The 20,076-nt window shown below is 72.4% G+C and carries 16 protein-coding genes and 1 pseudogene; 8 read left to right on the top strand and 9 right to left on the bottom strand.

Annotated elements, in window-relative coordinates:
- The first annotated feature begins 53 nt into the window (after nucleotides 1-53).
- On the top strand, nucleotides 54-980 hold the full coding sequence (locus tag ACRWNP_RS31970) for an ABC transporter ATP-binding protein (RefSeq protein WP_431967582.1): 927 nt from the start codon (nucleotides 54-56) through the stop codon (nucleotides 978-980).
- 50 nt (nucleotides 981-1,030) lie between these two features.
- On the top strand, nucleotides 1,031-1,747 hold the full coding sequence (locus ACRWNP_RS31965; protein ID WP_431967601.1) for an ABC transporter permease: 717 nt from the start codon (nucleotides 1,031-1,033) through the stop codon (nucleotides 1,745-1,747).
- Here ACRWNP_RS31965 and ACRWNP_RS31960 read toward each other — a convergent pair.
- Entirely contained in the window at nucleotides 1,734-3,014 is a 1,281-nt protein-coding gene (locus tag ACRWNP_RS31960; RefSeq protein ID WP_431967580.1) for a glycosyl hydrolase family 28-related protein, read from the bottom strand. The two genes, ACRWNP_RS31965 and ACRWNP_RS31960, sit on opposite strands and share 14 nt — an antisense overlap.
- 60 nt (nucleotides 3,015-3,074) lie before the next feature.
- Here ACRWNP_RS31960 and ACRWNP_RS31955 point away from each other — a divergent pair, with 60 nt between their 5' ends.
- Nucleotides 3,075-4,091 (top strand): COX15/CtaA family protein, encoded by a 1,017-nt coding sequence (locus ACRWNP_RS31955; protein ID WP_431967578.1) that lies wholly within the window; start codon nucleotides 3,075-3,077, stop codon nucleotides 4,089-4,091.
- Nucleotides 4,092-4,220: 129 nt separating this feature from the next.
- On the opposite strand, the pseudogene ACRWNP_RS31950 reads toward ACRWNP_RS31955, so the two are convergent.
- From ACRWNP_RS31950 to ACRWNP_RS31935, 4 genes and pseudogenes are all read right to left on the bottom strand, one after another.
- Nucleotides 4,221-5,329, bottom strand: a pseudogene (locus ACRWNP_RS31950) (amidohydrolase family protein).
- Nucleotides 5,326-6,678 carry a glutamine synthetase family protein gene (locus tag ACRWNP_RS31945; RefSeq protein WP_431967576.1) on the bottom strand — a complete coding sequence of 451 codons (1,353 nt, stop codon included), beginning with the start codon at nucleotides 6,676-6,678 and terminating at the stop codon, nucleotides 5,326-5,328. The pseudogene ACRWNP_RS31950 and the gene ACRWNP_RS31945 overlap by 4 nt, the downstream one beginning before the upstream one ends.
- A 72-nt stretch (nucleotides 6,679-6,750) precedes the next feature.
- On the bottom strand, nucleotides 6,751-7,113 hold the full coding sequence (locus ACRWNP_RS31940) for a hypothetical protein (RefSeq protein WP_431967574.1): 363 nt from the start codon (nucleotides 7,111-7,113) through the stop codon (nucleotides 6,751-6,753).
- Nucleotides 7,114-7,137: 24 nt separating this feature from the next.
- On the bottom strand, nucleotides 7,138-8,088 hold the full coding sequence (locus tag ACRWNP_RS31935; RefSeq protein ID WP_431967599.1) for a heme o synthase: 951 nt from the start codon (nucleotides 8,086-8,088) through the stop codon (nucleotides 7,138-7,140).
- A 341-nt stretch (nucleotides 8,089-8,429) separates the two neighbouring features.
- On the opposite strand from ACRWNP_RS31935, the gene tkt reads away from it, so the two are divergent.
- Genes tkt through pgl form a run of 5 tightly spaced genes read left to right on the top strand, consistent with a single transcriptional unit; the run spans nucleotide 8,430 to nucleotide 14,985 of the window.
- The gene (gene tkt / locus ACRWNP_RS31930; protein WP_431967572.1) at nucleotides 8,430-10,508 is read left to right on the top strand and encodes a transketolase; all 2,079 of its coding nucleotides are present in this window, start codon (nucleotides 8,430-8,432) and stop codon (nucleotides 10,506-10,508) included.
- Nucleotides 10,509-10,548: 40 nt separating this feature from the next.
- The gene (tal, locus tag ACRWNP_RS31925; RefSeq protein WP_431967570.1) at nucleotides 10,549-11,667 is read left to right on the top strand and encodes a transaldolase; all 1,119 of its coding nucleotides are present in this window, start codon (nucleotides 10,549-10,551) and stop codon (nucleotides 11,665-11,667) included.
- Between the two features lie 5 nt (nucleotides 11,668-11,672).
- Entirely contained in the window at nucleotides 11,673-13,196 is a 1,524-nt protein-coding gene (gene zwf, locus ACRWNP_RS31920) for a glucose-6-phosphate dehydrogenase (RefSeq protein ID WP_431967568.1), read from the top strand.
- Complete coding sequence (opcA, locus tag ACRWNP_RS31915) at nucleotides 13,193-14,206, top strand: glucose-6-phosphate dehydrogenase assembly protein OpcA (RefSeq protein ID WP_431967566.1); 1,014 nt, start codon at nucleotides 13,193-13,195, stop codon at nucleotides 14,204-14,206. The genes zwf and opcA overlap by 4 nt, the downstream gene beginning before the upstream one ends.
- Nucleotides 14,203-14,985, top strand: a complete 783-nt coding sequence (gene pgl, locus ACRWNP_RS31910) for a 6-phosphogluconolactonase (protein WP_431967564.1) — start codon at nucleotides 14,203-14,205, stop codon at nucleotides 14,983-14,985. Before opcA ends, pgl begins: the two co-directional genes overlap by 4 nt.
- A 104-nt stretch (nucleotides 14,986-15,089) precedes the next feature.
- Here the strand turns inward: pgl and pgi are convergent, their stop codons facing one another.
- From pgi to ACRWNP_RS31890, 4 genes are all read right to left on the bottom strand, one after another.
- On the bottom strand, nucleotides 15,090-16,751 hold the full coding sequence (gene pgi / locus ACRWNP_RS31905; protein ID WP_431967562.1) for a glucose-6-phosphate isomerase: 1,662 nt from the start codon (nucleotides 16,749-16,751) through the stop codon (nucleotides 15,090-15,092).
- A 46-nt stretch (nucleotides 16,752-16,797) separates the two neighbouring features.
- On the bottom strand, nucleotides 16,798-18,051 hold the full coding sequence (locus tag ACRWNP_RS31900; RefSeq protein ID WP_431967560.1) for an MFS transporter: 1,254 nt from the start codon (nucleotides 18,049-18,051) through the stop codon (nucleotides 16,798-16,800).
- 78 nt (nucleotides 18,052-18,129) lie between these two features.
- The gene (locus ACRWNP_RS31895) at nucleotides 18,130-18,897 is read right to left on the bottom strand and encodes a sugar isomerase domain-containing protein (RefSeq protein WP_431967558.1); all 768 of its coding nucleotides are present in this window, start codon (nucleotides 18,895-18,897) and stop codon (nucleotides 18,130-18,132) included.
- A gap of 131 nt (nucleotides 18,898-19,028) precedes the next feature.
- Complete coding sequence (locus ACRWNP_RS31890) at nucleotides 19,029-20,009, bottom strand: N-acetylglucosamine kinase (RefSeq protein ID WP_431967556.1); 981 nt, start codon at nucleotides 20,007-20,009, stop codon at nucleotides 19,029-19,031.
- Nucleotides 20,010-20,076: the final 67 nt, after the last annotated feature.

The following is a 20,076-nucleotide window of genomic DNA, read 5'->3' as shown; positions in this document are numbered from 1 at the left end:
CAGGCACCGCCCTCCCGGCAAAGCACCCCGCGCGGGTTCGTAGACTTCCCGTCATGCGAATGGACCCCGCGGTCGAGGTGACGGGACTGGTCAAGCGCTACGGCGCCAAGACCGCGGTGGACGGGCTCGACCTGAGCATCGCCCGGGGCACCGTGACCGCCGTGCTCGGACCCAACGGAGCCGGGAAGACCACCACCGTCGAGACCTGCGAGGGATACCGCCGTCCCGACGGCGGCCAGGTGCGGGTGCTGGGGCTCGACCCCGTACGGGAGGCCGCCGCGCTGCGGCCCCGGATCGGCGTCATGCTGCAGTCCGGCGGCGTGTACGCCGGCGCCCGCGCCGAGGAGATGCTGCGGCACACCGCCAAGCTGCACGCCGACCCCGTCGACCCCGCCCTGCTGATGGAACGACTCGGCCTGGAGTCCTGCGGCCGCACCCCGTACCGCCGGCTCTCCGGCGGCCAGCAGCAGCGCCTGGCGCTCGCGATGGCGGTCGTTGGCCGCCCGGAGCTGGTGTTCCTGGACGAGCCGACGGCCGGACTGGACCCCCAGGCCCGCCGCACCACCTGGGAACTGGTCCGCGAGCTGCGCACCGACGGGGTCACCGTCGTCCTGACCACGCACTTCATGGACGAGGCCGAGCAGCTCGCGGACGACGTCGCGATCATCGACAAGGGCCGCGTGATAGCGGGCGGCACCCCCGAGGAGCTGTGCCGCGGCGGCGCGGAGAACACCCTGCGCTTCTCCGGCCGCCCGGGTCTGGACCTGGCCTCCCTGCTCAAGGCGCTGCCCGCCGACTCCGCCGCGGTGGAGCTCACCCCGGGCAGCTACCGGATCGAGGGCAAGGTCGGTCCGCAGATGCTGGCCACCGTCACCTCCTGGTGCGCTCAGCACGGCGTGATGCCGGACCGCCTCGCGGTCGAGCGGCGCACCCTGGAGGACGTCTTTCTCGAGCTCACCGGCAAGGAGCTGCGTTCGTGACCGCCACCGGCACCTTCACCCCGGCCCCCGGCGCGGCCCCGCTGCCCCGGATGATCGGCGCGCAGACGGCACTGGAGACCCGGATGCTGCTGCGCAACGGCGAGCAGCTGCTGCTGACCGTCGTCATCCCCACGCTGCTGCTGGTCCTGTTCAGCGCCGTCGACATCGTCGACACCGGCGCCGGCGAGGCCGTCGACTTCCTCGCCCCCGGCATCCTCGCGCTGGCCGTGATGTCCACCGCCTTCACCGGCCAGGCCATCGCCACCGGCTTCGAGCGGCGCTACGGGGTGCTCAAGCGGCTCGGCGCGTCACCGCTGCCGCGCTGGGCGCTGATGACCGCCAAGACCGGCTCCGTGCTGGTCACCGAGATACTGCAGGTCGTACTGCTCACCGTGATCGCGTTCGCGCTGGGCTGGTCGCCGCACGGCGATCCGCTCTCGGTGCTCCTGCTGCTCGCCCTGGGCACGGCGGCCTTCTCCGGCCTCGGCCTGCTGATGGCGGGCACCCTGCGCGCCGAGGCCACGCTCGCCGCCGCGAACCTGGTCTTCCTGCTGCTACTCGTCGGCGGCGGGGTGATCGTGCCGCTGGACAGGTTCCCGGCGGCGGCCCGCTCCGTCCTGGAGCTGCTGCCGATCTCGGCCCTGTCGGACGGCCTACGCGACGTCCTCCAGCACGGAGCGGGCGTGCCGTGGGGCGACCTCGGCGTCCTCGCCGCGTGGGCCGTGCTGGGCCTCGGCGCGGCGGCGCGCTGGTTCAGGTGGGATTGACGCAGTCCACGAAGCGGGCGAAGCCGGTGCCCTGCCCCTCGTCGAGGGCGAGGAAGCCGCTCTCCGGAGCATGACTGGCCAGCAGGCACATGTCGTAGCGGACGGTCGTGGGCAGGTCGGCGGAGCCGTCGGTGCGGTACCGGTGGGCGCCGGTGAGCTGGCAGGAGTCGTAGCGCACCAGCGGCCCGCGCGGGCCCAGCGTGTAGCGGTGGGCCCGCAGCCCGGGGGCGAAGGACTTGAAGGCGTTGGCGGTGTCGTCGCAGTCGTTGAAGTGGACGGTGCCGGCGCCCCACTCGCAGTCGATGACGACCGTGTCGGCGTTGCGCAGTTCGAAGCGGATGTCCTCGGCGTGGAAGCGCTGCACCGAGCTGAAGTGCTGCTTGCGGGGGAAGCGGAAGAAGGCGCTCTCGTAGCCGTAGTCGGGGTGGGGGGCGGGGCGGCGCCCGGTGACGATGTAGCTCCCGGCGCGGCAGGTGACCGAGCCGCCGTAGGGGAACTCCAGGAAGTTGCCCCACTCGTAGGTGACGTTCATGTCGGTGAACCAGTAGTTGAGGAACTGGTCCTGCTGCTCCGGGTTCTCCGAGCGCTTCGACAGGCCCGAGTAGAGGAACGCCCTGCGGTAGGCGCCGCCCACCCGGCAGGCCTCCCAGCGCATCTCGGAGTTGGTGTTGGTGCCGTCGAGGGCGATGCCGTACTCCCACTCCCCCATCCACTCGCAGTCGGTGAAGCGGTAGTTCGCCGCTCCGCCGGTGGAGTAGGAGGAGAAGAAGGAGGCGCCCGGGGTGCCGGAGGTGAAGCGCAGGCCCTCGAAGGCGAGGTTCTGCCACATGTCGTCGTTGCGGCACAGGAAGGCGTCCGCGGGCTCCCGCGGCGCGAAGACGATCTCGCTGATCCGCAGACCCGCGCCGCGGAAACGCAGGCCGTTGGCGGCGTTGGCCGGGTCGTCGCCGTCCAGGAGCGCGCCGGGCTCGGTGATCAGGTACTTGCCGGGCGGGACGTCGATCACCGTACGGCCGGTGTGGTCGTCCAGACGCGACTCGGCGTACCGGTAGGCGTCCGCGAAGGCCTTGCTGTCGTCGGTGCTGCCGTCGCCCTTGGCGCCGAAGTCGGCGACGACGTCGACCACGCCTGGGTGCGTGGTGCTCCGCGGCTGCCGTACGGCCTCGGCGGCGGGCGTTCCGGCGGCGGAGTACGCGGCCGCGCCGATCCCCGTGAGCGCCGCGGCGGCTCCTCCGTAGAGCAGTTTCCGCCGGTCGACATCGGTCATGTCCCCATCCCCTCCCCTGGGCGTCCCCCTCGTGAAGGATTGCACAAGGAGGCGCCTACGATGGTGGTCGTGCCGAATCTCAGCCAAGCAGGCCAAGCCGTGCGAAACCCCCTGGCCTTCATCGCCCAGCGCTGGACCCCGTCCCCGGAGACGGTCCGGCGGGCCGCTCTGGCCGCGCTCGTGATGAGCGTCGTCATCGTGGTGACCGGCGGTGCCGTCCGGCTGACCGGTTCGGGCCTCGGCTGCCCGACCTGGCCCAAGTGCACCGACGAGAGCCTCACCGCGACCGGTGAGATGGGGCTGCACGGAGCCATCGAGTTCGCCAACCGCATGCTGACGTACGTGCTGTGCGCCGCCGTGGGCTGGGCGATCATCGCCGCGCGGGCCGCCAAGCCGTGGCGGCGCGGGCTGCCCCGGCTCGGCTGGGCCCAGTTCTGGGTCGTCATGGGCAACGCCGTGCTCGGCGGCTTCACCGTCCTGACCGGTCTCAACCCGTACACCGTCGCCGCGCACTTCCTGCTCTCCAGCGCGCTGATCGCCGTCGCGCTGCTGATGTGGCAGCGTGCCGACGAGGGCGACGCGGCACCGCGCCCCCTGGTCGGCAAGCCGGTCAGGCAGCTGGCGTGGGTGCTGATCGCCACCTCCGGGGCGCTGATCGCGGTCGGCACGCTCGTGACGGGGGCCGGGCCGCACGCCGGCGACAGCAGCGATGTGCCGCGCGTCCCGGTGAAGTGGGAGACGGTCTCGCAGCTCCACGCCGACCTGGCGTGGGTGGTGTGCGGGCTCACCATCGCGCTGTGGTTCGTGCTGCGCGCCGTCGACGCCCCCGCGGGGCCGCGGGGGCGGGTGCGGGACCTGCTGGTCGTGCTGCTGGCGCAGGGCGTCATCGGCTACGTCCAGTACTTCACGAAGCTGCCCGAGGTCCTGGTGGCCCTCCACATGCTCGGCTCGACGCTGGTGTGGATCGCGGTGCTGCGGGTGCTGCTCTCGATGCGCGAGCGTCCGGCGACCGAGCCCGGCGAGGCGCCGCTCCCGGTGTCCGCCGCGTCGGCCCCGGAGCCGGCACCGGCCGGGTAGGGGCCTGCCTGCCCCTAGCACCGGGGCTGGGGCAGCGGGCGGCTGTCCCGGTGCCTCGCCGCGGGACGAACCCGCACCCGCCCAGCGGCACTGGCACCGGCATACCGCAAACGCGCCCACCGGCGCCGCTCACGGGAGCCGGTACAACCGTCGCGCGTTGTCCGCCGCCACCATGGCCGCGACGCGCCGGGCGTCGGCCGCCGACCAGGCGCCGTCCGCGACCCAGCCGCCCAGTACGTCGCGCACCGCGCCGCGGAAGGCCTCGGCGCCAGTCACATAGAGTTCGGGCAGCCCGTAGGCGTCCGTCGAGAACAGCAGCTTCCCGAACGGCGCCAGCTCAAGGAACTCCGCGAGGATTGCGCCGGCCCGCGCCCCCACGTGGGTGAGGGCGAGGCCGACGTCCGCGTGCACATGGGGGAAGACGTTGGCCAGGTACGCCGCCTGACGGTGGTAGGGGTAGCAGTGCAGCAGCACCAGGTCGGTGCCGGTGCCCGCGGTCGCCCGGGCGAATTCCGTCAGCAGCGCCGGATCGGCGTGGTCGAGTCGCAGGTCCGGATCGCCGAAGCCGGTGTGCAGCTGCAGCGGCAGCCCGGTCGCGACGGCCGCCCACAGCAGGTGCCGCAGCAGAACGGGGTCGTCGAGCCGGGCGCGGCCGGCGCGGCGCGCGTCCAGCCAGGCCCCTGCGGCGTGCCGGACCTCGCCGGGCGCCGGAGGATCCGGGGCGAGGCCGAGGCCGTGGCGGTATGCCGCGATCGACTTGAAGCCGGCGGCGGTGCGCGCCGCGGCGTGGACGGCCTCGGCGATGCCCTCGACCAGTGCCCCGGCCGAGTCGCAGTTCGCGGCGACGTCCTCAGCGAGCCGCTCCAGCCGCACGATCTCCCGCTGCGCTCCCCCGCCCGCCGCGGCGAGCTCCGCGGGAGTCGTCAGGTCGCCGGGCAGACCGGTGTCGACGAGGTACGTGCCGATCCCGCTGCCCCGCAGCAGGCGGCGCGTGGTCTCGTACGCCCCGAGTTCGCGCCGCCGGGCGAGGTAGTTCACCGGCGGGCAGTGCGGCTCCAGACCGAGCAGCGGCGGGCACCAGCGGCGGACGGCGAAGCCGGTCTGGGTGTCGAAGAAGGTGGTCCGGGCGCCGCGGGCGCGTCGGACTCGGTGAGGTACCCCTCGAAGGCCGCGATGCCGGGCTCGCCGCGGACGACACCGTGGCAGTGGTGGTCGACCAGCGGCGGCGGCTCGATCACCACCGCCACCGGGTGGCCTCCGCGAGCTCGGCGGGACCGTACTCGGCCAGCGCCTCGGACTCGGCCCGCCGCACCGCGACCACCGCGCCGAACAGCGCCTCCCCCAGTGCCTCCTTCAGCGCCGCGCTGCGCACCAGGTGCGAGACGGCCTCGCTGAGCGAGGTCGGCAGCCGTTTCTGGTCACCGCGCTCGACCGGGTCCCCGCTGACCGGCGGGGGCAGGGTCCCCCCGCCGTCGCGCAGGCCGGCCAGGCCCGCCGCGATGACGGAGCCGACCAGCAGATAGGGGTTGGCGGCGGCGTCGAAGGGCTTCAGCTCGGCGTGGCCGCCGTCGGGGTCGTCGGATTCGCCCGGGACCAGGCGCAGCGCCGCCTCGCGGTTCTCCACGCCCCAGCAGCGGTGCACGCCGGCCCAGCGGGAGGGGACCAGGCGCAGGTAGCTGGCCGGGGACGGGGCGCCGATGCCGCAGAGGGCGGGCAGGGCGTCGAGCACGCCGGCCAGGAAGGCGTTCGCGGCGGGCGCCAGGCCGTACGGGGCGGTGGGGTCGCGGTGCAGGTTGTGCCCGTGCTCGCGCAGGCTCAGGTGCAGGTGGCAGCCGTTGCCCACCTGCCCGGCGACGACGGTCGGGGCGAAGGAGGCGCGCAGGCCGTGGGCGGCGCTGACCGCCCGTACGGTCTCGCGGACGAGGACGACCTCGTCGGCGGCGCGCACCGGGTCGGCGGGCGCGGTGGAGACCTCGAACTGGCCGGGCGCGTACTCGGGGTGCACCTGCAGGACCTCGATGCGCTGCTCGGCGAGCGCGTCGTGGAGTTCGAGCAGGTAGTCCGAGAGTTCGATCACCCCGGTCAGGCCGTAGGCCGGGCCGCGGGACGCCCAGTCGCCGCTGCCGTCGTCCTTGACCACGACCCATTCGGTCTCGAAGCCCATCCGCAGCTCCAGGCCGCGCTCGGCGGCCCGCTCCGTCATGCGGCGGGCGAACAGCCGCTGGCAGGCGGGGTGCGGGCGGCCGTCCTGGTCGTAGCGGTCGGCCGGGGCCCAGGCCCAGCCGGGCCGGGCGGCCAGGACGGTGAGCCGGTCCAGGTCGGGGAAGAGACGCAGGTCGCCGTCGGGGCCGCCGATGAGCGCGGAGGAGGTGATGGAGTCGTCGGAGGTGAAGACGTCGAAGACCGGCGACATACCCACGCCGCGGTGCGCCGCGTGCGGCAACCGGCCGGTCGGCACGGTCTTCGCTCTGCTGATGCCCGCGTTGTCGACCCAGCTGACGGCCACGGCGCGCACGCCCTCCGCGGACAGCCGCGCCGCTTCCCGGCGGGCCGTCAGCCGCCGCTCGTCGCGTTCCTCGGTCTCCACCGGCGCCTCCTCGTTCCCGCGCGTCAACCGGACCACTCCCATGGTCCATGGTCCCGGCGGACGGGCCCGGCGTCAGGTGTTGGCGGGGCCGCCGATCTGGATTCCGGCCATCCGCGACCACTCGTAGCGGCCGGTGCGCACCTTGGCGGCGAAGTCGCCGTCGAAGGACTCGTGCGCGGTGATCCCGGAGCGCTCCACGGCGCTGCGGGCGATGTCGTACGTGGGAGCCACCAGGTCGCCCCACTCGCCGTCCTCGCCGACGAGCACGATGCGGGTGCCGACCTCCCCGATGTAGGCGATCTGGCCCTCGGCGCCGCCGCCGTGGCTCTTGGCGAACGCGCTGATCTGCCTCGCCAGGCGGGCGGCGCGGCGCTCGGCTCGGGCCGCGGCCCTGCGGTCCGCGGCCTGGGTGACTGCTTCCTGGGTCTCTGCCATGGCAGGAATGCTACCCGCCGGTAATCAGCGCAGGAAGGGGTCCACGGCCACGGCGACGAACAGCAGCGTCGCGTAGGTGATGGACCAGTGGAACAGCCGCATCTCCTTGAGCTTGGCACCCACCACGCCGGCCTTGGCCCGCGCGTACAGGGCGTGTGCCTCGACCAGCCAGAAGGCGCCCAGCAGCACGGCGGCGGCCGCGTAGAACCAGCTCGCCGCGCCGAGCGGCCACCACAGGGTGAGCGAGACCAGCACCATCACCCAGCTGTAGATGACGATCTGCCGGCCCACCACGACGTTGCCCGCCACGACCGGCAGCATGGGCACGCCCACCCGCTCGTAGTCGTCCTTCACCTTCATCGACAGCGGCCAGTAGTGCGGCGGCGTCCAGAAGAAGAGGACGAGGAAGAGCACGAACGGCGCCCAGGCCAGCTCGTTCCGCACCGCCGACCAGCCGATGAGCACCTGCATGCAGCCGGCGATCCCGCCCCAGACGATGTTCTGGGCGGTGCGGCGCTTGAGGCCGAGGGTGTAGACGAATACGTAGTAGAGGATGGCCGCCAGGGACAGCGCCGCGGACAGGGGGTTGACCAGCACCCAGAACCAGGCGGTGGAAACCACCGAAAGCGTGACGCCGAAGACCAGGCACTCCCACGGCGCGACCATGCCGGTGACCAGCGGACGCTGCTCCGTACGGTGCATGAGCGCGTCGATGTCGCGGTCGATGTACATGTTGAGGGCGTTGGCGCCGCCCGCCGACATGTAGCCGCCGATCATCGTCGCCGCGACCAGCCACAGGTCGGGAACGCCGCCCGCCGCCAGGAACATCACCGGAACCGTCGTGATGAGCAGCAACTCGATGATGCGCGGCTTGGTCAGCGCCACGAACGCCATCACACGGGCACCGAACGGCCGGTGGCCGTGGCTCGACCCGATGGCTCCGGCGGGCCGGGATTCGACGGCCGTCACGAACACCCCTGAGGAAAAGTCCAGCAAGCGGCTCCGCTTGCGCGTACCACGCCACTTTAGACGTAGCGGATACTCCGGCCGCGCTCGGGGGTGCCACGTGTTGGCCTCCATAGCGCAAGAGCGCGGCAACCTGAAGGTGTTCCGTGTTCAACAGGCGAAGAAACGCTGACCAGGGCACGCTGGTCTCACCACCGGTGCCGGGGAGGGAATGCCGCTGCCCGGGGATCGGTTGCCGCAGCCGTCGAGCCCACACTCGAAAAGGTGCACGTACGTGCAGGGGTAGGCTCGGCAACGCCCGGTGTGCACTTCGTCACCGGCGTAATACATGTGGAGAGGAGCCCTCTCAGGTGAGCACCGAGCCGACCACCACCGAGCTGGAGTGGACCGAGCTGGACAAGCGTGCGGTTGACACCGCCCGGGTTCTGGCGATGGATGCCGTGCAGAAGGTCGGCAACGGCCATCCGGGTACGGCGATGAGCCTCGCCCCCGCGGCCTACCTGCTGTTCCAGAAGCTGATGCGGCACGACCCCTCGGACGCCGGGTGGACCGGTCGCGACCGCTTCGTCCTCTCGCCGGGACACACATCCCTGACGCTGTACACGCAGCTCTTCCTTTCGGGGTACGGCCTGGAGCTGGAGGACCTCAAGGCCTTCCGCACCTGGGGCTCGCGCACCCCCGGCCACCCCGAGCACGGTCACACGACGGGTGTGGAGACCACCACCGGCCCGCTGGGCCAGGGCATCGCCAACGCGGTGGGCATGGCGATGGCCGCCCGCTACGAGCGCGGCCTGTTCGACCCGGACGCGGCTCCCGGCGAGTCGGTCTTCGACCACACCATCTGGGCGATCGTCTCCGACGGCGACCTGGAGGAGGGCATCTCCGCCGAGGCGTCCTCCCTGGCCGGGCACCAGAAGCTGGGCAATCTGATCGCCCTGTACGACGACAACCACATCTCGATCGAGGGCGACACCGCGACCGCCTTCTCCGAGGACGTGCTGAAGCGCTACGAGGCCTACGGCTGGCACGTGCAGCGCATCGACCAGGACCCCTCGGGCGACTTCGACGTCCAGGCCCTGTACGCCGCCTTCGAGAAGGCGCGGGCCGTCACCGACCGCCCCTCGATCATCGCGGCCCGCACGATCATCGCCTGGCCCGCCCCGAACGCCCAGAACACCGAGGCCGCCCACGGCTCGGCGCTGGGTGACGCCGAGGTCGCGGCCACCAAGAAGGTGCTCGGCTTCGACCCCGAGCAGGACTTCGAGGTCGCCCCCGAGGTGCTGGCGCACGCGCGCAAGGTCGCCGACCGCGGCCGCGAGGCCCACGCGGAGTGGACCAAGCGGTTCGAGGAGTGGCGCTCCGCCAACCCGGAGCGGGCCCGGACCTTCGACCGCGTCCACGCGGGCGAGCTCCCGGCCGGCTGGGAGGACGCCGTCCCCGAGTTCCCCGCGGGCAAGGACGTCGCCACCCGCAAGGCCTCCGGTGAGGTCCTCAAGGCGCTGGGCAGCGTGATCCCCGAGCTGTGGGGCGGCTCCGCCGACCTGGCCGGCTCGAACAACACCACCATCGACGCCTCGTCCTCGTTCCTCCCGGCGGACAACCCGCTGCCAGAGGCGAGCCCGTACGGCCGCACCGTGCACTTCGGCATCCGCGAGCACGCCATGGGCTCGACGATGAACGGCATCGCGCTGCACGGCAACACCCGCGTCTACGGCGGCACCTTCCTGGTGTTCTCCGACTACATGCGCCCGGCGGTGCGCCTGGCCGCGCTGATGAAGCTGCCGGTCTCCTACGTGTGGACGCACGACTCCATCGGCCTGGGCGAGGACGGCCCGACCCACCAGCCGGTCGAGCACCTGTCCGCGCTGCGCGCCATCCCCGGCCTGAACGTGGTCCGGCCGGCCGACGCCAACGAGACGGCGATCGCCTGGGCCGAGATCATGCGCCGCCACACCGCCAAGCCCGCCCCGCACGGCGTGGCGCTGACCCGCCAGAACGTGCCGACCTACCCGGCCAACGAGAACGCGGCCAAGGGCGGGTACGTGCTGCTCGACGCCGAGGGCGGTCAGCCGCAGGTCATCTTGATCGCGACCGGTTCCGAGGTGCAGCTGGCCGTGGAGGCCCGCGAGCAGCTGCAGGCCGACGGCATCCCGGCGCGCGTGGTCTCCATGCCGTCCGTGGAGTGGTTCGAGGAGCAGGACCAGGCGTACCGCGAAGGCGTCCTGCCGCCGAACGTCCGGGCGAGGGTCGCCGTCGAGGCCGGCATCGGGCTGACCTGGCACCGCTTCGTCGGTGACGCGGGACGGATCGTGTCCCTGGAGCACTTCGGGGCAAGCGCCGACTACAAGGTCCTCTACCGCGAGTTCGGTCTGACCTCAGAGGCCGTGGCCGCCGCCGCACGCGACTCGATCGCCGCCGCCGCTCGCTGACGCACAGACGCATACGACGTACCGAGGAGATGCAGAACCCATGACAGACGCACTCAAGCGCCTCTCCGACGAGGGCGTGGCGATCTGGCTCGACGACCTGTCCCGCAAGCGGATCACCTCCGGCAACCTGGCCGAACTCATGGACCAGAGCCACGTGGTCGGCGTCACCACCAACCCTTCGATCTTCCAGAAGGCGATCGCCGGCGGTGACGGCTACGAGCAGCAGCTCGCCGACCTCGCCGCCCGGAAGGTGACGGTGGACGAGGCCCTGCGCATGATCACCACCGCCGACGTGCGCGACGCGGCCGACGTGCTGCGCCCGCTGTACGACGCCAGCGGTGGCCAGGACGGCCGGGTGTCCATCGAGGTCGACCCGCGCCTGGCCCACAACACCGCCGCCACCGTCGCCGAGGCCAAGCAGCTGGCCTGGCTGGTGGACCGGCCCAACACCCTGATCAAGATCCCGGCGACCAAGGCGGGCCTGCCGGCCATCACCGAGGTGATCGGCAGGGGCATCAGCGTCAACGTCACGCTGATCTTCTCGCTGGAGCGCTACCTCGAGGTCATGGACGCCTACCTGGCGGGCCTGGAGAAGGCCCGGGCCGCGGGCCTGGACCTCTCCCTGATCCGCTCGGTGGCCTCCTTCTTCGTGTCCCGCGTGGACACCGAGATCGACAAGCGCCTGGAGAAGCTGGGCACCGACGAGGCCAGGGCCCTCAAGGGCAAGGCCGCCGTCGCCAACGCCCGGCTGGCCTACCAGGCGTACGAGGAGGTCTTCTCCTCCGACCGCTGGCAGGCGCTGGAGCACGAGGGCGCGCACAAGCAGCGTCCGCTGTGGGCCTCCACCGGTGTGAAGGACCCGGCCTACCCGGACACGCTGTACGTGACCGAGCTGGTCGCCCCGGGCATCGTCAACACCATGCCCGAGGCCACGCTGGACGCGGTGGCCGACCACGGCGAGATCACCGGTGACACCATCCGCGGCACGTACGAGCAGTCCCAGGGCGAGCTGGACGCGATCGGCGCGCTCGGCATCTCGTACGACGACGTCGTCCAGCTGCTGGAGGACGAGGGCGTCGAGAAGTTCGCGGCGTCCTGGAACGAGCTGCTCGGCTCGACCGAGGCCGAGCTCAAGCGCCTGGCGCCGAAGGAGGCGTAAGCACGTTGAGCAGCGCCAACCCGCTGCGTGACGCATCGGACCGACGGCTCCCGCGCATCGCGGGGCCGTCGGGCCTGGTGATTTTCGGCGTCACGGGTGATTTGTCACGTAAAAAGCTGATGCCTGCCGTGTACGACCTCGCCAATCGCGGACTGCTGCCGCCGGGCTTCTCGCTCGTCGGCTTCGCGCGCCGCGACTGGGCGGACGAGGACTTCGCGCAGGTCGTCCACGACGCCGTCAAGGAGCACGCGCGCACCCCCTTCCGTGAGGAGGTCTGGCAGCAGCTCTCCGAGGGGATGAGGTTCGTCCCCGGCGACTTCGGCGACGACCAGGCCTTCGAGAAGCTGCGCGCGACCGTCGACGAACTGGACAAGGCCCGCGGTACGGGCGGCAACTTCGCCTTCTACCTCTCGGTGCCGCCCAAGTTCTTCCCGAGCGTGGTCCAGCAGCTGAAGAAGCACGGGCTGTCCGATCCTCCGGAGGGCTCCTGGCGGCGGGCCGTCATCGAGAAGCCCTTCGGCCACGACCTGGCCAGCGCCCAGGAGCTCAACCAGGTCGTCCACCAGGTCTTCCGCTCCCAGGACGTCTTCCGGATCGACCACTACCTGGGCAAGGAGACGGTCCAGAACATCCTGGCGCTGCGCTTCGCGAACACGATGTTCGAGCCGCTGTGGAACCGCTCCTACGTGGACCACGTGCAGATCACGATGGCCGAGGACATCGGCATCGGCGGCCGCGCGGGCTACTACGACGGGATCGGCGCGGCACGCGACGTCATCCAGAACCACCTGCTGCAGCTGCTCGCGCTGACCGCGATGGAGGAGCCCGCCTCCTTCGACGCCAAGTCGCTGGTGCAGGAGAAGCTGAAGGTGCTGCAGGCGGTCAAGCTGCCGGCGGACCTCGGCAGGCACACCGTGCGCGGCCAGTACGCGCACGGCTGGCAGGGCGGGGAGGAGGTGCTCGGCTACCTGGAGGAGGACGGCATCGACGCCAAGTCCAAGACCGACACCTACGCCGCGATAAAGCTGGGCATCGACAACCGCCGCTGGGCCGGCGTCCCCTTCTACCTGCGCACCGGCAAGCGCCTGGGCCGCCGCGTCACCGAGATCGCGGTCGTCTTCCAGCGCGCCCCGCACTCCCCGTTCGACAACACGGCCACCGAGGAGCTGGGGCAGAACGCCCTGGTCATCCGCGTCCAGCCGGACGAGGGTGTGACGATCAGGTTCGGTTCCAAGGTGCCGGGCACCTCGATGGAGATCCGGGACGTGACGATGGACTTCGCCTACGGCGAGTCCTTCACCGAGTCCAGCCCGGAGGCCTACGAGCGGCTGATCCTCGACGTGCTGCTCGGCGACGCCAACCTCTTCCCCCGGCACCAGGAGGTGGAGGAGTCCTGGCGGATCCTGGACCCGATCGAGGAGTACTGGGACCGGCACGGCAAGCCGGAGCAGTACACGGCGGGCACCTGGGGTCCGAAGGCGGCGGACGAGATGCTCGCACGAGACGGCAGGAGCTGGCGCCGGCCATGAACATCGACCTGACCGAGACCACCTCAAGCAAGATCAACTCCGCGCTGATCAAGGCACGCCGCGCGATCGGCAGCCCGGCCGTCGGCATGGTGCTGACCCTGGTCATCGTCACCGACGAGGGCAACCACTACGACGCCCTCAAGGCCGCCTCCGACGCCTCGCGCGAGCACCCCTCGCGCATCCTGGTCGTCATCAAGCGGCCCGGCCGCTCCCCCCGCGACCGCCGCGGCGCCCGCCTCGACGCCGAGGTCCGCGTCGGCGGCGAGTCCGGCACCGGCGAGACGGTGCTGCTCCGCCTGCACGGCGAACTCGCCGACCACGCCGAGAGCGTGGTCCTGCCGCTGCTGCTGCCCGACGCCCCCGTGGTGGTGTGGTGGCCCGAGGACGCCCCGGCGAACCCCGCCGAGGACCTGCTGGGCCGGCTCGCGGCGCGCCGGATCACCGACGCGGGGGCAACCGAGGACCCGGTCGCCGCCCTGGGCTTGCGGGCCGAGACGTACACCCCCGGCGACACCGATCTCGCCTGGACCCGGATCACCCCGTGGCGCAGCGTCCTGGCCGCGGCCCTGGACCAGAAGCAGGCCGCGGTCAAGGGCGCCGTCGTCGAGGGCGAGGCGTACAACCCGAGCACGGAGCTGCTCGGGCTGTGGCTCGCCCGGCGGCTCGGTGTGCCCGTCAAGCGGAAGATCTCCGACGGCCCCGGCATCACCGCCGTACGGCTGGCGACCGCGGACGGCGAGATCTGCCTGGACCGGCCGACCGGCTCGCTGGCCGAGCTGGCCATCCCCGGCCAGCCGGACCGGCACGTGGCGCTGCAGCGGCGGGCGACCTCGGACTTGATCGCCGAGGAGCTGCGCCGACTCGACCCCGACGAGGCGTACGCCGCCGCGGTCAAGTTCGGCGTGGACCAGCTGCTGCGGGCCGAGGACGCGACCGCCGAGCCGGCCGCCGCGGCAGCGGCGGGCCCGGGCCGGAACGGCGGCTCGGGCAAGAAGGCGGCCGCCCAGTGACCGCACCCCAGGTGGTCGTCCACCGGGACAAGGAACTGATGGCGCAGGCCGCGGCGGCCCGGCTGATCACGAAGATCGTGGACGCCCAGGCCGCCCGCGGCTCCGCCTCGGTGGTGCTGACCGGCGGCCGCAACGGCAACGCCCTGCTCGCCGCCCTGGCCGCCTCGCCGGCCCGGGACGCGGTGGACTGGGCGCGGCTGGATCTGTGGTGGGGCGACGAGCGGTTCCTGCCCTCGGGCGATCCGGACCGCAACGACACCCAGGCCCGTGAGGCATTGCTCGACGCGGTCCCGGTCGAGCCCGCGCGGGTGCACGTCATGCCGTCCTCGGACGGGCCGCTCGGCAACGACGCGGACGCCGCCGCCGAGGCGTACGCGCAGGAGCTGGCGGCGGCGGCCGGGCCCGAGGACCACGGGCCGGTGCCCTCCTTCGACGTGCTGATGCTCGGCGTGGGGCCGGACACGCACGTGGCCTCGCTCTTCCCCGGGCACCCGGGGGTCCGCGAGACCGAGCGCACGGTGGTGGGCGTGCACGGCTCCCCCAAGCCGCCGCCGACCCGGATCTCGCTCACCCTGCCCGCCATCCGTGCCGCCCGCGAGGTGTGGCTGCTGGCGGCGGGCGAGGACAAGGCGGGCGCCGTGGCCATCGCGCTGTCCGGGCCCGGCGAGATCCAGGCTCCGGCGGCGGGTGCCCACGGGCGGGCCCGCACGTTGTGGCTGCTGGACCGTACGGCCGCGGCGAAGCTGCCCCCGCAGCTGTACCCGCCGTCCTCGCCGTGAGGCGATAACCGGCGCGGGAGGCGACGCAAGACGCCGGGCGGGCTCCTCGGAGCCCGCCCGGCGTTCTCTTTCCGGCGTTCCTCGGCGTCCGGGCGTCAGACGCCTCAGCGGCCGCGCAGCGACCGGTAGGTGGCCACCAGGGCCTTGGAGGACGCGTCCAGGCCGGGCACCTCGGCGCCCTCGGTCAGGGCGGGCTCCACGCGCTTTGCGAGGACCTTGCCCAGCTCGACGCCCCACTGGTCGAAGGAGTCGATGTTCCAGACCGCGCCCTGCACGAAGACCTTGTGCTCGTACAGCGCCACCAGCTGGCCCAGCACCGACGGGTTGAGCTCCTTGGCGAGGATGGTCGTCGTCGGGTGGTTGCCGCGGAAGGTGCGGTGCGGTACCTGCGCCTCCGGGACGCCCTCGGCACGGACCTCCTCGCTGGTCTTTCCGAAGGCCAGTGCCTGCGTCTGGGCGAAGAAGTTGGCCATCAGCAGGTCGTGCTGGGCCGCGAAGGCCGACTGCAGCTCGTCGACCGGGTTTGCGAAGCCGATGAAGTCCGCGGGGATGAACTTCGTGCCCTGGTGCAGCAGCTGGTAGTAGGCGTGCTGGCCGTTGGTGCCGGGCGTGCCCCACACGACCGGGCCGGTCTGCCAGTCGACGGGCCGTCCCTCGCGGTCCACGTACTTGCCGTTGGACTCCATGTCGAGTTGCTGCAGGTAGGCCGTGAACTTCGACAGATAGTGGCTGTACGGCAGGACCGCATGCGCCTGCGCGTCGAAGAACTGGCCGTACCAGACGCCCAGCAGGCCCATCAGCAGCGGCGCGTTGGCCTCCGGAGGGGCGGTGCGGAAGTGCTCGTCGACCAGGTGGAAGCCGGCCAGCATCTCCCGGAACTGCGCCTCGCCGATGGCGATCATCAGCGAGAGCCCGATGGCGGACGGGTACGAGTAGCGGCCGCCGACCCAGTCCCAGAACTCGAACATGTTGTCGGTGTCGATGCCGAACCTGGCGACCTCCGCCGCGTTCGTGGACACCGCCACGAAGTGGAAGCGCACCGCGTTCTCGTCGCCGCCGAGCCCGTTGAGCAGCCATTCGCGCGCCGAGGTGGCGTTGGTGATGGTCTCGATGGTGGTGAACGTCTTGGACGCGACGATGAACAGCGTCTCGGCGGGGTCCAGGTCGTGCAGCGCCTCGTGGAGGTCGGCGCCGTCCACGTTGGAGACGAACCGGAAGGTGAGCCCGCGGTCGGTGTACGCGCGCAGCACCTCGTAGGCCATCGCCGGTCCCAGGTCGGAACCGCCGATGCCGATGTTCACCACGTTCTTGATGCGGCGTCCGGTCGAGCCGACCCACTTGCCCGCGCGGACGGAGTGGGCGAAGCTCCCCATCCGGGTGAGCACATGGTGGACACCGGGCACCACATTGACGCCGTCGACCGTGATGTCGGACGACTGCGGGGCGCGCAGCGCCGTGTGCAGCACGGCGCGGTCCTCGGTGACGTTGATCTTCTCGCCGCGGAACATGGCGTCCCGCAGCCCCGCGACGTCGGTGGCCGCCGCGAGGTCTCGCAGCAGACGCAGCGTCTCGTCGGTCACCAGGTGCTTGGAGTAGTCCAGATGGAGATCGCCGACCTGCACGGTGAAGCGCCGGGCGCGGTCCGGGTCGGCGGCGAACAGCTCCCGCAGGTGGGTGGCGCCCAGCTCCTCGTGGTGCCTGGCGAGCGCGTGCCACTCGGGCCGCTGGTCGAGACGGGTTCGGCCCTGCGTGTTGGTATCGGACATCAGTCCACTTCTCCTCGTCCTCCTGCTGCAGGTCCAAACTAGTTGATTACGTGGGCGTCGTTGTTTCACGTCCGCGGTCCGGCGCGGTGACGATCGGGCGAAGAGCGGGCAACGCGCAGCCCAGCAGCACGGCCGCGAGCAGCAACGGGGTGTTCGGCCCCAGGGTCTGCGCCGCGGCGCCGCCCAGCAAGGCGCCGAGCGGGGCCCCCGCGACTCCCAGGGTGCGCATGGCCGCGCTGACCCGGCCCAGCAAGTTCTCGGGGGTGCGCTGCTGCATCAGGGTGGTCTCGTTGACGTTCCACACGGTGCCGAGGGCGCCGAAGACGGCCAGGGTGCCCGCGGTCACCGGCAGGGAGCGCACGGTGCCTGCCAGGACCAGGCAGCCGGCCTGCAGGGCCAGGCCCGGCGCGAGGCTCCTGACGCGGCCGCCCAGCAGCGCGGACAGCCGCCCCGCGGCCGCGCCTCCGGCCACGCTGCCCGCCCCGTAGGCCACAAGCACGACGGCGTATCCCGTGTGCCCCGCGTGGAGCCAGCCGGTGACCTGGAGGACCAGGGTCGCCACCAGGGCGCCGATGCCCACGTTGACCACGGTGTTGGCCGTGCACAGCGCCCGCAGCACGCGATCCCGCCACAGCGCCCGTATGCCCTCGGCGATGTCCTGCCGGAGCGTGCGGCCCGCGGCCCGCGCGGCCCGTTCGGGCGCGGGCCGCCGCAGCGACGCCACCAGCCCGGCCGCGACGGCGTAGGTGAGCGCGTCCACCCCGAAGGGCAGCGCGGCCGTGAGAGCGAACAGCACCGGCACCAGCGGCGCGGCGAGGAAGGTCGCGGCTATGCTCTGATCGGTCATCAGCCGGGCGTTGGCGCGTCCCAGGGCACGGGAGGGTACGACCGCCGGCAGCAGGGAGGTCGCGGCGTTGTCGAAGAGGGTCTGCAGCGTGGTCAGTGCGAACGCCAGCACGAGCAGCAGCCCGATGCCCGCCCGGTCCAGCCACACCGCGAGCGTGAAGGCGGCCGTGAGCGCGCCCCGTACCGCGTCCACGGCCCACATGGCGCGCCGCTGGTCCACCCGGTCGGCCACCGCCCCGCCGAGCAGTCCGAAGACGATCCAGGGCACGAAACCGGCGGCGGTGACCAGCGAGACCAGCAGCGGCGAGTCGGTCAGGCCCACGGCGAGCAGCGGCAGCGCGGCCGCGCGCAGCCCGTCACCGAACCGCGAGACCGCCGCGGCCGTCCACAGCCGCCCGAACCCGCCTCGCCACCCGGGCACGCGCCCCTGCCCGTACGCGATGCCGACGCTCATCGATCCCCCCGCTCACCGGTCCTCGACCTTCGTCACAGACCGTAGCGGGGGCCACTGACAATGCCGCGTCCGCCCGGGTCAGAAGCCCCCGCGGTGCAGTCGCTCCCCGTAGTGGCGCTCCAGGACGAGGTTGCGCTCGAAGCCGCCGGGAACGTTGGCCGAGACGTACACCGGCGCCTGGTGGCCCTCGGCGGTCATCAGGCCGACGGCCTCGGCAACGGTCATCTGGACGAGCATCGCCGAGGTGATCGTGGAGATCCCGCACAGCGAGCCGCCGTCGGGCAGCGGGAGCAGGGCGTCACCGGTCGGCGCCCCGTTGTCCAGGACGACGTCGGCCAGGTCGGCCAGGTGCTTGCCGCTCGCGTGCAGCGCCGGGACGGAACGGGTGTGCCGCAGCGAGGTGAGGGCGATCAGCGGGTGCCCGGCATCCTTCACGTGGAGTGCGAAGTCGACGATCGAGTTGTTGACGCCGGAGTTGGAGATCACGACGAAGACGTCCCGCGGATGCGGGGCGGCCAGCTCGTACAGCCGCTTGCCGAGCCCCGGCGAACGCTCCAGCAGCGGGTCGGAGAGCACCGAGAGGTCCTCACCGCCCCGGAGCACCAGGTCGGACAGCCCGATGCGGTTGGTGGGGATGAGCCCGCCGGCACGTCCGGCGATCTCCAGCGCCGTGGCCTGCGAGTGGCCGGTCCCGAAGGCCTGGACGATGCCGTCCGCGGCGACGCAGTCGGCGAGCAGCCGGGCGGCGGCGGCCACGGAGTCCTTGTTGGCGGCGACCACGCGGTCGATGACCGTCCTCGCCTCGTCGGCGAAGCGTGCGGCGGTGGTCGTCACGTCGTCGGCCATGGCCGAGTCCCCCTGAGTCCAGTGATCCGGCGGATGCTCCCCCGAAACGATGGACGAGAGGTCTAGTCCACGTCAATCCCCCGGCGCGCACGTCCTGTCGGGGCCGTCCGAACCGTCCGCTTCGTTCCCGCTCAGTCCCCGTTCACCCGCAGCCGGGCCAGCGCCAGCGCGCCCGCGCCGCCGTCGTGCACCGGCAGGACGTTCAGATCCATCTCCTCCGCGCGGGCCACGACCCGGCCGAGCAGCGGCCCCGTCGGCCCCAGCAACCCGCCAGTGACGACCAGGGGTTCGCCCGGGCGCGGATCGAGCGCGGCGACGGTGACGGCGAGTTCGTCGGCGGCGTCGTCCAGCAGGGCCGCGGCGACCTCGTCGCCGTCCCGGTCGGCGGCGACCGCGAGCGGGCTCAACCGCGCCAGCCTGACGGGGGGTTCGGCGTACACCATCGGCACCAGACGGTTGCGCAGCACATGGCACTCGTGTCCGCCGGGACGCTCCTGCGCCAGGTACGGGCCTCCGGGAGAGCCCATGTAGTGGGAGAGCACGGCCTCGACGAGGATCGTCCACGGCCCGCGACCATCCAGCGCGCGCAGGGCGGCACGCATGACCTCGCGGCCCAGCCAGAAGCCGCTGCCCTCGTCGCCGACCAGCCAGCCGTTGCCGTCCGCGACGAGGGTCTGGCGGCGCTTCTCGATCCGCGACGCGACGGCCCCCGTCCCGGCGACCAGGGCCAGACCGTCCGCCGGCGTGCCCGGCGCGGAGGCGAAGGCGACCTCGATGTCGCCGCAGACCGTCACGTCGGAAGTGCCGACGCCGTGACCGTCGAGCGCCGCCCGCAGACAGGAGGTGGCCAGTTCGTGCCCCGTCTCGGGGCCGGTGCCGAGGGCCGCGCCGGCGAAGCCGCCCACGACGGCCGTGACCTCGCCCCTGCGGTCCTCCGGGACCGCGCCGCGGATGGCGTCCGCGAGGTGCTGCGTCAGCGCCACGCGCTCGACGGTCATCGCGTTGCCGGGCCCGCCCTCACCCTCGCCGAGCACCACGCCGTCGGGCGTCGCCTCGGCCAGGTAGGCGCGCGTCCGGGTTCCGCCCGCATCGATGCCGATCACCAGAGACACGACACGGAGTATACGTTTTGGTTACGCACAGTCGAAGGGACGCGACGGGCCCGGTCCGCGAAAGAAG

This window comes from Actinacidiphila sp. bgisy160, from assembly GCF_965342435.1.
Classification (GTDB): Bacteria; Actinomycetota; Actinomycetes; order Streptomycetales; family Streptomycetaceae; genus Actinacidiphila.
This window is presented reverse-complemented; position numbering and strand designations above follow the sequence as displayed.

Coding starts and splice junctions, on each gene's coding strand:
- ACRWNP_RS31960 (WP_431967580.1), bottom strand. CDS start 3,014: ATGACCGATGTCGACCGGCGGAAACTGCTCTACGGAGGAGCCGCCGCG.
- ACRWNP_RS31955 (WP_431967578.1), top strand. CDS start 3,075: ATGGTGGTCGTGCCGAATCTCAGCCAAGCAGGCCAAGCCGTGCGAAAC.
- ACRWNP_RS31970 (WP_431967582.1), top strand. CDS start 54: ATGCGAATGGACCCCGCGGTCGAGGTGACGGGACTGGTCAAGCGCTAC.
- pgi (WP_431967562.1), bottom strand. CDS start 16,751: ATGTCCGATACCAACACGCAGGGCCGAACCCGTCTCGACCAGCGGCCC.
- tal (WP_431967570.1), top strand. CDS start 10,549: ATGACAGACGCACTCAAGCGCCTCTCCGACGAGGGCGTGGCGATCTGG.
- ACRWNP_RS31940 (WP_431967574.1), bottom strand. CDS start 7,113: ATGGCAGAGACCCAGGAAGCAGTCACCCAGGCCGCGGACCGCAGGGCC.
- opcA (WP_431967566.1), top strand. CDS start 13,193: ATGAACATCGACCTGACCGAGACCACCTCAAGCAAGATCAACTCCGCG.
- ACRWNP_RS31900 (WP_431967560.1), bottom strand. CDS start 18,051: ATGAGCGTCGGCATCGCGTACGGGCAGGGGCGCGTGCCCGGGTGGCGA.
- ACRWNP_RS31965 (WP_431967601.1), top strand. CDS start 1,031: ATGATCGGCGCGCAGACGGCACTGGAGACCCGGATGCTGCTGCGCAAC.
- ACRWNP_RS31895 (WP_431967558.1), bottom strand. CDS start 18,897: ATGGCCGACGACGTGACGACCACCGCCGCACGCTTCGCCGACGAGGCG.